The organism is Paenibacillus yanchengensis, assembly GCF_042684845.1.
Taxonomy (GTDB): Bacteria; Bacillota; Bacilli; order Paenibacillales; family Paenibacillaceae; genus Pristimantibacillus; species Pristimantibacillus yanchengensis.
Genome location: NZ_JBHUMH010000007.1, coordinates 125,491 through 138,439 on the forward strand (window position 1 = coordinate 125,491; position 12,949 = coordinate 138,439).

The 12,949-nt window shown below is 36.2% G+C and carries 6 protein-coding genes; 4 read left to right on the top strand and 2 right to left on the bottom strand.

Translation table 11 applies throughout. From position 1 onward, the window contains the following. The first annotated feature begins 35 nt into the window (after positions 1-35). From ACFSTH_RS01815 to ACFSTH_RS01825, 3 genes are all read left to right on the top strand, one after another. The gene (locus tag ACFSTH_RS01815) at positions 36-1,430 is read left to right on the top strand and encodes an alpha-L-fucosidase (RefSeq protein ID WP_377775705.1); all 1,395 of its coding nucleotides are present in this window, start codon (positions 36-38) and stop codon (positions 1,428-1,430) included. 101 nt (positions 1,431-1,531) lie between these two features. Continuing rightward, positions 1,532-7,099: a chondroitinase family polysaccharide lyase gene (locus tag ACFSTH_RS01820; RefSeq protein WP_377775707.1), complete on the top strand. Its 5,568-nt coding sequence runs from the start codon at positions 1,532-1,534 to the stop codon at positions 7,097-7,099. A 236-nt stretch (positions 7,100-7,335) separates the two neighbouring features. Further along, entirely contained in the window at positions 7,336-8,364 is a 1,029-nt protein-coding gene (locus ACFSTH_RS01825; protein WP_377775709.1) for an asparaginase, read from the top strand. A 128-nt stretch (positions 8,365-8,492) separates the two neighbouring features. Here ACFSTH_RS01825 and ACFSTH_RS01830 read toward each other — a convergent pair whose 3' ends face one another. Then, the gene (locus ACFSTH_RS01830; protein ID WP_377775711.1) at positions 8,493-10,109 is read right to left on the bottom strand and encodes a hypothetical protein; all 1,617 of its coding nucleotides are present in this window, start codon (positions 10,107-10,109) and stop codon (positions 8,493-8,495) included. Positions 10,110-10,184: 75 nt separating this feature from the next. Beyond that, on the bottom strand, positions 10,185-10,883 hold the full coding sequence (locus tag ACFSTH_RS01835; protein ID WP_377775713.1) for an ABC transporter ATP-binding protein: 699 nt from the start codon (positions 10,881-10,883) through the stop codon (positions 10,185-10,187). 177 nt (positions 10,884-11,060) lie between these two features. Between ACFSTH_RS01835 and ACFSTH_RS01840 the strand changes: the two genes are divergently transcribed. Continuing rightward, a complete protein-coding gene (locus ACFSTH_RS01840; protein ID WP_377775715.1) occupies positions 11,061-12,917 on the top strand; it encodes a UbiD family decarboxylase in 1,857 nt (618 codons plus the stop codon). Positions 12,918-12,949: the final 32 nt, after the last annotated feature.

Consider the following 12,949-nt stretch of genomic DNA (forward strand, 5'->3'; position numbering starts at 1 on the left):
CATAGTATGAATAATACAGGCGAGGAGCATATTTGATGACAACTACAAATAAAAAGAATGAAGCAGAAACAATAATTAAAAAAGGTACGCATAATTACACGCGGGAAGAACTGTATGTAAAGCCACAAGAAGAGTTGTTACAGCAACGATTAGAATGGTTTTCAGATCAAAAACTAGGACTAATGATACATTGGGGACCGTATACACAAATAGGAACAATTTCCTGGGCAATGAGCGATGAAGATTCACATTGGTCGAGAGAGTTTCTGGGAGAGGATTGGCAAGGTACGGGAGAGGAGTTTCGAGAAATATATTTTGCATTAAATAAAACGTTCAATCCTGTTTTCTTTGATCCGGCAAAGTGGGCTGATCTAGCTTTAGACAATGGATTCAAATATTTGAATTTCACAACAAAACATCATGATGGGTTTTCTATGTGGGATACAAAAGCGAGTGACTATAAAATTACTGGAGCAGACACTCCTTTTCATACTAATAAAAATGCGGATGTTACAAAACGATTATTTGAAGAGTTCCGCGCTAGAGGTCTAGGTATTGCGGCTTACTTTTCCAAAGCGGATTGGCATGTACCTTCTTATTGGGCGCCGAATATGGAGCGAGGCACATATACAGCACGTGGACCATCTTATAACCCACTTGAGCATCCCGAATTATGGGAGCAATTTGTACAGTTTACTCATCAACAAATGATGGAATTAGTAGCGGATAACGGTGAAATAGATATGTTATGGTTAGATGGTGGTTGGGTACGAGCTGCTCATAACCAAGATATAAGATTAGGTGAATTTGTAGAAAAGGCTCGAAAAGTTAATCCGAGCTTGTTAGTAGTAGATCGGACAGCAGGGGGGAAATATGAAAATATTTTAACACCTGAACAGCGAATACCGGCAGATGTGATACATGTCCCATGGGAAAGTAATATAACGTTAGGTTCAAAGTTTAGCTATCGTTACGATGATGTGTATAAGTCTTATAGGGAACTAGTTATTATGTTAATTGATGTTGTTGCCAAAGGAGGTAATCTTGCCCTCAACGTTGCCCCTAGAGCAGATGGTAGATTACCACAACCTTCCGTTAATCAAATAAAAGCGATAGGCGCTTGGCTCAAAATACATGGAGAAGCGATCTATGCTACGCGGCCTTGTGCACCTTATTTTGACGGAGATGTCTACTTTACACGCAAAGAGAACATCGTTTATGGATTCAAAGTATATCGCAATGGAGATGAGCAACTACAAGAAAAAATTGTGTTACCATACGAGGGTAGAATAGTGGCTGTTGATCTATTAGGTGGCGAATCTAACTTACCATTTGAAGTAACTGATGCAGGTGTTGTAGTTACACTACCTTCAGTAGAACTAGATAAAGAAGTGCCTTATGCTCATGTATTTAGATTGACATTGTCATAAAAATAATTAAGTTAGCCTTACACATAGAGAGAATATAGATATATATCTAGTATTCTCTCTAGTTTTTCTGAAAAAATTTACTAAGGAGAGGATTTTGAAAAATGTTCAAGTATAGAGTGTTTTTTGCAATAATTTCTCTAACACTAATTTGTAGTGTAGTATTAAGTTTTTCGAAAAATGTAAGCGCTACAACGGAAGAGTTGCCAGAGTCTTTTGAAAATTCGACTATTCCTATAGGGTGGTCGTCTACTGGGGAAGGGACGCTTAGCATTTCTGATCAGCGTTCTAAAAGCGGAAAACAAGCATTAAAATGGGCAGTTGGAAATGGAAGTAAACTTCAAGTTACTCATTTACCTAATAGGGAGTTAGCCACAGGCGTTAACGGGGGAATAAAATTATGGTTATATAGTGAAAAAGCAACACCAGATCAGTATTTGACGTTTCAATTTGGGACTCCAGAAGAAATAAATGCAAATAATCCCAGATATAAATTTGAAGTTAATATGAATTTTCTTGGTTGGAGAGCTGTATGGATGAGACTAAATAATGAAGCCAATAATTTGCAAAATACAGCTGAATTAACGCCAACTTTATTAGAAATAGTACCTTCAGATGGCATAAAAGATAACAATATATTTATTGATTTATTTCATCTCACTAGTAATGTACATTTTGCTTATTCTGCTGACTATCAGCTTCCTTACATCAATAATGACACTCATAACGAAACTTATCGGGCATCCTTAAAAAAGCCTAGTCTACCTGTAGAGATGGAAATTACTGCTGCACAGAAACAATCGTTTGCTACGACAATGAAACGATTAGATAATTATATCTACGGTGATGATATAAACTTTGATAGTTTGCAAGAAGGTCCTGTTAAAGTTAGATATGAAGCATTATTAAAAAGAATAGCAGAGCGTATAAGCGAATATGATTCGTTTAAAATTTATCGAAGTGAAGACGGTACGATGCGAGGCCCGGGTTTATTTGTAGGTGAAGAAGTAAATGTGACAGGGCAAGCATTGTATGGAAACACACTAGATAATTTCGAGAAAATTTGGACCGCGCTAGTCCACGATTATAAATTGAATGGTAACGAGGAAAGTAAGCAAAAGTTTTTTGAACTCATTGATTATTTCCATGATCAAGGTTGGGCTGAAGGAAGTGGAATGGGTACTCAGCGTAGTATAAAGTTACGTATGTCTGGTTATGTATATGCTATTTATCTTATGCGTGATGAGTTGAAAGAAGCGGGATTACTTGAAAGGGAAATGGCAACTTTACGTTGGTATAGCAAGCTGGGGGATTCATTTGATTTTCGACCGATGGATTTTGAAAGTTTGGATAAAGTTAATACGGATGAAATGAGAACGCTTGTTTTGTATAATTTAATGTACATTTTGATGATGGAAGATACACCAGAGAAAGTACGCTATATGAAAGGATTTGGCGAGTTTGTCACTAAAGCACTTGCTGTTTATTCTGGGTATAGTGAAGTGCTTAAGCCGGGTTATACAGGGTACCATCATGAAACAATGTATATGAATGCATATGCACCGGATGCTATTTTTGTAGGTTCTTTAATTCGCTATGTTACACACGGAACAAGTTTCCAATTAGATAGTAAAACAGCAGATAATATTAAACAATTTTTGTTAGTGCAAAGTTCGTTTGGAAACAAATATGATATGTCTCATAGTGTATCTGGACGATTCATACAACCAATCTCTACTTTACAAAAACAATATATATCGTATGCACTAAATGGATTAGTTGGAGATAATGAATTAAAAAGTATATTTTTGAATTTATGGGATCCGGAAGATCCGACTATAGCAGCGAATTTTTCTAAAAGTGTGGAGAATTCGATTTTTTATTCTGCTACTATTGGCGAATTGCAAATCTCAGAAAGAGCAGCAAAACAATTTGCTGATGAAGGATTAGAAGCAAAGAATCCTCAAACTGGATTTCAAAACTTTAATTATGGTTCTGTTGCGTTATATCGCCAAAATGATTGGCTAGTAACTACAAAAGGATTTAATCAATATAATTGGGACTACGAGCAAGATGCAACTAACAATGTATTCGGACGTTACATTAGTAATGGAAATACGGAAATTATGTTGCAGGGTGGTTACAAAGCAAGTGGTTTAGATGTAACTAACGGTTGGGATTTTAACCGTTGGCCAGGAACGACAACTAAGTATTTTCCAATTAGAGAATTGGAAAACTCCAAACATCGTAATTATTCAGATGAAACTTTTGCTGGCGGGGTAAGCAGCGAAGGAGAGTTCGGAGTATATAGCATGAAAATGCATGATATAACATACGATCCTACGTTTCGTGCCAATAAAAGTTGGTTTTATTTTGGGGATCAAATAATTGCACTAGGATCTAATATAACAAATAACGATGCAAAGCATCCAACCGAAACAACGTTATTTCAATCAAACATGAATAATGAGATCTTACCGTTTTATAACAATTCTATTCAACCGATAACTGAATATCCTTATAATAATCAACCTTCTGAGACTAATATTTGGTTGCTTGACCCATTTGGCAATGGATATATTATTCCTAATACACGAAATGTAAATATTAGACGATCAGATCAATTATCTTATTCAAAAGTGGCTAATAAAGAGACTAATTCATTTGATTATAAAGAAACAGTAGGTAAATACACAACAGCTTGGATAGATCATGGTTTAGCTCCTACAAACGGTGAATATGAGTATGTGATTCTTCCACAGAAAACTCCTCAGGAAGTAGAAGCAGTAGCCCAAAAGTTAGAATACGAGGTGTTGCAAAAAGATAACGCAGCACATATTGTTAAATATGATAATTATCAATCCATTGGATACGCTATCTTCAATCCACCTAAATCGTTTGATTATGGCGTATTGCATAGTGTGGATACACCTGTACTAATGATTGAGAAACTTAAATCAGCAGATCGTGTCGTATTAAGTTTGTCTGACCCCGATCTGAGGTTAGTCAAGACCGGAAAAATGGGTTCGCTAGAAAGAACAAAAACAGAAAGTGAAAGTAAAACAATTACTGTTAAACTTAACGGGCTTTGGTCAATTAATAGTAACCTATCAGTTGGAGTAGAGCTAAAAGATTATAATTATGAAACTCAAACGACGACTTTAACTATCGTAGTTGATAATGGAAAAAACTATAATGTGTATTTAGAAAAAAGAAAATTAGAATTTCAAGATGGTTTTGAAAATTCCAATTTAAGTAATTGGTTGAACACTGAAAATGCTGAAGTTCAAGTTACAAAAAGTAATAGATATATTACAGTTTCCAACAATGATAAAATTAGAGCTAAAGATGGGGATAACTGGGCAGATTATACGTTGGAAGCAGATGTACTTATTAAAAATCGACAAGTCGGACTGGTTTTTCGAGGACAAAGCACTTTAAACCAATATTACTTACTAGATATAAGAAATTACGACAATAAAATTAATTTATTTAAAATGTCTGGCGGAAGTCAAGTTATTAAAAGCGTACCATATAGTGTAGAACTAAATCGATTATATAAACTCAAAATTGATGTCATTGGCAACCAGTTTTCTGTTTTTATTGATGGGGTTGAAGTAATGAAAGGAGAGGATACGAGTAATAATCCCTATACAACAGGAACGGTCGGCATAAGAACGCCAGGTAATCAGGCTAGAGCATCTATTGATAATGTTAAAGTGACAGATAGACAATCAGAGGAAATATTTTTTAGTGATGATATGGAGCAAGGCTTGGATTTGTGGACTAACATAGATAACGTTATAGTTGAATCGGAAGGTCCAGACTTGTTTGAATTAAATCTAGCAAATAATACTTCTATGAGAGCAAATGTTGGTTCAGATTGGAAAGATTACGCTTTAGAACTAGACCTTACTTTATTGCAGAGCGAAACTGGTGTTGTGTTCAGAAGTCAAGAAGATGTAGGTTACTACATGTTGGCGATTAGTGAAGAAAGTTTAAAGTTTTATAAAGTAAATGAAGTTATGGAACTATTGGAAGAAACTGATTTTAAAGCTGAATTAAATAAAAAATACAAAATTCGTATTATTATAAAAGGAACAAAATTCACTGCTTATATAGACGGTACACCTATATTGGAAGCGCAAGATAATAGCTACTTAAAAGGGACAATTGGTTTCAATGTTTCGGCACATTCTCAAGCCTTATTTGACAACGTTATGGTAGAAAAGATAGAGGATTATACGGATGCTACTCTGGAAGATTTAAAAATAAATAGCGTTACTATTAAAGATTTTGCAAAAGAAAAATATTATTACTCTCTTAATGTTCCTTATACAACTGATTTGATTGAAGTATCTTATACTGCTACTGATTCAGAAGCTACTGTAGAAGTGAGCGGGAGCAAACAGCTTATAGTTGGTAACAACATAATATATGTAAAAGTTACGACGAAAAATGGGAAAACAGAAACTTATATTATTGATGTCCATCGAGCTGATGGAAGCAAATTTCCACCAAGTTATGTACCCGATATAGAAGATATAGAAACTAATCCATTAGATGTTTATAGATTGCCTGATCAATTATTGGATAATGCAAGCAGTAATATTGAGGTTAGATTAGATGGTACGGAACGCTCTATTCTAATTACTAAGAAACAGGTTGAGAAATTTAATGGACGGTCATTGATAATTCAAACAGAAACTTCTCAGTGGGAAATGTCTTCTGATACGATTGAATCGATAATAAATGTTACTCCCAAACCAGATGATGCTTCAATTATAATATCTTTGCAAGAAAAGTGGTTTAATCCTCAGAGCATGGAAAAAAAGGTGGAGCAGAGACACGATTTAAATGGCGGTCAGTATAATAATACTGGGCAGCAACTAATATTATCTATCGCAATAATTGACAAAGAAGGAGAAGTAAATAATATTAAAAAAACTTTGAAACCGTTTAAAATTAGCTTTGATATTCTAGAAGATATGAATCCGCATCTATTAGGTGTTTATTATGTAAGCTCTAATGGTGAAATAGAGTATAGAGGAGGGAAAATAAATACAAAGGGAAGAAGAATAGTGGCAGAGGTAGATGCTCTAGGGGAATATACTGTTTATTCGTTTAACGCAAATTTTTCCGATATAAGCAGTAATCATTGGGCTTTTACTAGTATACAACAGTTAACTGCTAAACATATTGTTAAGGGAACTACAGCAACTACATTTTCGCCTAACAATAAAATAACAAGAGCAGAATTTGCTGCGCTTCTTGTACGAGTACTAAGTTTAACTGCTGATAATAAAACGTCTACATTTGTAGATGTAGCGCCTAGTTCTTGGTACTATGATGAAATAGCTGCAGCACAACAAGCTGGCATTATACAAGGTACGCAAGGACATTTTGAACCAAGTAGAAATATTAGCCGCGAAGAAATGGCTATAATGCTTATGAAAGCTTACAATTTGTTAGATAGAGAAACCGAAAATAGTACACCTGTAGAAATTTCTGATAAGCAAATGGTTAGTAGTTGGGCTATTGAGTACGTGCAAAGTGCGCTTGAAGTAGGTTTATTGAAAGGAAGGGATGCAAGAGTATTTGCTCCTACAGAAAAAACATCGCGTGCAGAAGCTGTTCAAGCGATTTATAATTTTTTGAAAATGCTAGAGTAATCAAAAAATTGTCTTAACATTTACAAGCAGATTTGAGTATTGAAGCGATTAAATCTGCTTGTAAATATCATTTATACATAAAATCATTATATATTCATTGTGTTGTGAAATGGTTGACAAAAAATAATAAGCATGTCATTGTGGAAGTACTCATTTTAATATTTTTTCGTTTTAGTTTTCATGTAATGTTATCGATAACTCTGGTAGTATATAATTATTAATTAAATGGAGTGGTAATGATGACCGATCAATTAAGTACTAGCGAGAAGCTTATTGAAGAATGGCGTGGCAATATGGTTGAATGTGAATATTGGGGACATGTATGTGTCATATCGGATACAGGGCAGGTGCAATATGCGGTGGGCGATCCACACTATCGTACTTATTTGCGTTCTTCAGCCAAACCAATTCAAGCGATTCCTTCTTTTGTACATGGCGTTGGCGACAAATTCGGATGGACGGGCAAGGAACAAGCGATTACTACAGCGTCCCACCGATCAGAAGCATTTCATGTAGATGTATTGCAATCGATGTTAGATAAACTTGGTATTAATGAAAGCGATTTAATCTGTCATAGTACTTACCCGCTTAACGTCGCAGCTAGAGACGTTTTAGTGAAGGAGGGTAAACCAGAAAGACGGTTATATCACAATTGTTCAGGTAAGCATTTGGGCATGTTGGGGTTATGTTTAGACAAAGGCTACCCGCTACAAGGATACGATCAGATAGATCATCCGGCACAACAAGAAGTGCTCGCGACACTCGCCATGATGGCAGAATATCCGCAAGAAGATATTGGTATTGCTATTGACGGTTGCGGTTTACCTGTATTTGCATTACCACTTTCACATCTAGCTAAAGCATATTTGAAAATGGCTTGTCCAGATGTAATAGAAGACAGTAACACTCGTGCAGCTGTAGAGAAGATGACTAAGTTAATGAACGAGCATTATGAGATGGTCGCTGGTACGAATATGATTTGCTCCGCTTTGTTAAGGGATGACAATCTGGTAGCCAAAGGTGGAGCTAAGGGAGTATATGCTATCGGATTACGCCATGAGCGAATGGCGATTGCCTTGAAAGTGATGGACGGTTCAGAAGAAAAGTGGCCAATGATCGTAGCTTCTATATTGGAACAAATCGGTTATGAGGGAACAGACACAATAGAGCGATTATATCAATTATGCCCGAAACAATTTATGAATGGGAATGATACTATCGTAGGGGAAAATCGACCAGTGTTTACGTTGGAAGCTAGCGTGTAACATAGTAGGATGTATAGGAATACGAAAACAGCATTAGGCGGAAACCGTAATGATTTCGTCCTAGTGCTGTTTTTTAATTACCTGCATCTCATATCATACAAGCGAAACGACAAGCAAGAAGTATATCGTTATTTGATCCGAAATGTTCGTATAGCATATTTTTTCACTAAAATAGGAGCGATGATGCTATATATAAATGCCAAACCTAAACAGATGGAAGCGAACGAAAAAGAATCAAGCCTTATAACTAAAAATATGCCCCCAAGCCCAGAAACAAAAAAAGAGAACACTTGATATAGCGGATTACGCACATTTTTGTCTGTAGAATAAGGTTGGAATATATAGTACATAAATAAATCATGAATAGAGAAAAACAATGCCAATGACAAAATAGAAACGACTAAATGCAGTGCCCCACTAGATAAAAAATCCACATTGAGTAGTGTAAAATAGGTAGTAAGCACAAATGAAAATAATAGAGCGATCAATAGATTTTGCTGGATAATAAATCGTAAACGAATCCGAAAATGTTCCGGCGCTGCTTTACGATAAAAAGAATAGCGCAGTAAACTAATATCGCAATTATAAAAGTAAGCTCGACAAGTTTTTTCGGACATAAATAAAAAGTACAACAGTAAAAATAAATAAGAGAAATGACGTCCGTTAAACAAATCATTGCTTGCTAATTGTTGTGGAATGATAAAGGTTAAACCGATGATTACCATACCGAATATAACAATTCCAGCTAATTTTTTTTGGAGCGGTTGTCGTAAAAATTTGTGATGACGAAGATGAAATATTTTGTTTAAATATTCAAACCCGCTAAGTTGCTCCAATTTCCGTTTTGTTTTTGGATTAGTCATCTGTAGTTGTAAGTCGTCTGCTTGTAAGGTTACACCACTTTGCTGTTGATCGGTTACCATCTTACCCAAGTCGAGCAAAGGATCATCGTAGTTAGTTGCAGCGTCCGTCACAAGTCGATAATTTTTATAGCGGACCAGCGTTAGACAGGCCCAGCCTCCTAATAACCCCATCATCGATAGAACAATGGAAAATATCGTAGACGTAACAAAGGTAGGTACAATACCAACAATAAGTACGCCGTAAGCTAGCAAACAGCTTATGCCGATAATTGCCCAAACAATTCCTACTTTTTTTATAAGAATTAATTGCATTTTTTTGTATAGTTGTAAGTGTACCCATTCGCTGAATATTCGCCACAAAGTAGCGGTAATTAATAGGAAAAACACATGCCAAACGGTTGCTCCAAGCGGTAACGTAAACCATAACATGACAGGAACTGCAAATATAAAAAATGTAAGGTAACGAGTGAGTAAAGTAGCTTTCATATAGTCGCTCGGATTCATTCGAAATAATTTAATCGCGACATATTTTTTTCGTTTAGGCTCTAATATGGTGGCGCTGCTAACGGCTCCTGTAACAAATGTGAACACAAAGAAAATAAAATAAAAATAAACTAGTTTTTCGTTGTTCGTTAGCTCTGCTCCTAGCAATTGAATGGGTAAGAAGATAGCTAGTCCATAATAAAATAGTTGTATAACTAACTGCCAAATAAGAGATAACGGTATAGCAATGATAGAGAGCCAACGTTTTATTCGAAATTGTGCATACAGTTTAGAAGTTATTAATTTGTTAAGGATCGGTATTTTTTGAGCATAAAAAATAATCATATTGACTATTGTTGCCATTTGAATAGATCGAATAGAGAATACAGTTTTGAGCATCGATACCATCCTTTAAGAAAAGAGTAATAAATATGGTGTTACTATGGGGTGCTGTCGTTGTTTGACTATGTACCCTTAGTTCTGTAATAATTGGATAATTTGTTGTTCGAAATCTGGTTCGTGCAGTAAAGTAGCAGAAACAGTAGATAGATTTCCTTGATGTAGTAGTACGAGTTCGTCACATAAATCAGTAGCTAGTTGCAAAATATGAGTGGAAAAAATAATAATATGATCATGTTTCATATTTCGTAATAGATTTTTCATTTCTAATGCTACGATAACGTCAAATGAGGTTAACGGTTCATCTAACAATATAATTGGTGGCTTCGTTATTAAAAACAATAACATTTGCAGCTTATTTTTCATCCCATGTGAGTAACTTTTAATTAATTTATGTTGGTCTTCTGTCGATAGCGTCATCATAGCAAAGTAGTCTGCGATAGAATGCTCTGGTTGTGCTTGGCGATTCGTTTCTAGAAAAAACTTAATAAATTCATATCCTGTTAAAAATTCTGGCAAAATGGGTAGCGAATAGACGAAGCCGACATCATGGTTAGTAACGGGACGAGTAGTTTCGCCGTCAACTAATAGTGCTTGCCCGCTCGACACCGGTATTTCTTCACTTAAACAGTTGAAAAGTGTTGTCTTTCCTGCACCGTTTCTACCTAATAAACCATAAATCTTTCCTTGTTCAAAAGTAAACGAAACATCTTCGAATATTTTTTTTTGATCGAATTGTTTTGAAATGTGTTGTAATTGTAACTGTAATGGCATAAGTGCACCTCCTATATTGCCTAGTATAGTCATGATCTAGATTAATCCGCAACAATGAAAATATATTTATATGAAATATTCACCAAATTGTAGGTGATAGTTGCGTTGACGATAGATCTTCTAATCTCCATAATATAGGTAGATACTTCAATAGCAAATATAGAACGGAGATAGCATATGATCTATGCAAGTTTAGAAGAGTGTGTTCTTGATTTGGAAAAGCATGGACAGTTAATACGTGTACAGGAAGAAGTGGACCCTCATTTGGAAATGGCGGCTATTCAGTTGAAAGTTTATGCTGCTGGCGGACCAGCTATTTTATTTGAAAATGTGAAAGGTTCCAAGTATAGAGCAGTGTGTAATTTGTTTGGTACCCTAGAGCGAAGTAAATTTATATTTCGAGATACGATTGAAAAAACACAAGAAGTTATTGCCCTGCGAAATGATCCGATGCAAGCATTGCGCAAGCCTCATCGATATGTAGGGACAGCGGTAGCTGCTACTCGGGCATTGCCAGTGAAGAAGCAAGGATTGCCTGCTGAGTTCGAAGAGATAACTATATCCGATATGCCAGCGATTAAAAGTTGGAAAGATGATGGGGGAGCCTTCATTACATTACCGCAAGTCTATTCGGAAGATGTCGATAAGCCCGGACCAATGAATGCGAATCTTGGTATGTACCGAGTACAGCTAGACGGGAACGACTACATCCAAAATAAAGAAGTCGGTATGCATTACCAAATACATCGTGGTATTGGTATTCATCAAACGAAAGCGAATAAGTTAGGTGAACCATTAAAAGTTAGTGTATTTGTTGGCGGTCCGCCTTCGCATACGCTATCTGCTGTTATGCCTTTACCAGAGGGAATGAGTGAGTTAACGTTTGCTGGATTGTTAGCAGGTCGTAACTTTCGCTATAGTTATGTGGACGGTTATTGCATTAGCCATGATGCCGATTTTGTTATAACGGGAGAATTGCACCCAGACGATTTAAAGCCAGAAGGACCGTTTGGTGATCATTTGGGTTACTATAGTTTAGTTCATCCGTTTCCAGTCATGCGCGTGCATAAAGTATATGCGAAGAAAAATGCGATTTATCCATTTACAGTAGTCGGCAGGCCGCCACAAGAAGATACATCTTTTGGGCAGTTAATTCATGAGCTAACAGGTAGTGCTGTCCGTCAAGATATACCGGGTGTAAAAGAAGTACATGCTATCGATGCAGCGGGTGTTCATCCGCTTTTGTTAGCGATTGGTAGTGAACGATATACTCCGTTTCAAACGGTAGACAGACCAGCGGAATTGTTGACGATTGCTCATCGTATTTTAGGAACTGGTCAGTTGAGTTTAGCAAAATATTTGTTTATCGTTGCCACAGGTGCAGCTGAGCAGCAATCATTGAGTGCTTATCATATCGAACAATTCTTTACTTATTTGTTAGCGCGCATTGATTTACGAAGAGATATTCATTTTCATACGAATACAACGATTGATACGCTTGATTATACAGGTGAAGGAATGAATCAGGGAAGTAAAGTTGTGTTTGCAGCCGTCGGAGAGCCAATTAGAACGCTATGTGAAGCTGTACCTGGTTCAGTAGAAAAGCTGTTAGCCCAAACTTCATTTAGCAAGCCAAGATTTGTTATGCCAGGAGTTATTTCGATAGAGGGTCCAGTAGTAACTGATGCACTTGCAGGTGAACAACAGATGGAGCAATTAAGTGACTTGTTAGCGCAAGCGAATCTAGCAGATTGTCCACTCATTGTTGTGGCGGATAATAGCCCTTTTATTAGTGCAGATCTATCTAATTTTCTTTGGGCAACATTTACTCGCAGTAATCCATCACATGATATATATGGTGTTAATAGTAGTACAAAGTATAAGCATTGGGGATGTGACACTGTTATTATTGATGCTCGGCGTAAGCCGCATCATGCACCGCCATTACTTGCAGATGATCAAGTGGAACAAAATATACAACGATTTTTTGCCAAAGGTGGCAGTTTAGCTTCGTTATCGATTATAGAGGAATAACAACCTACTTTGCGATTGTTTAGCTTGTCATG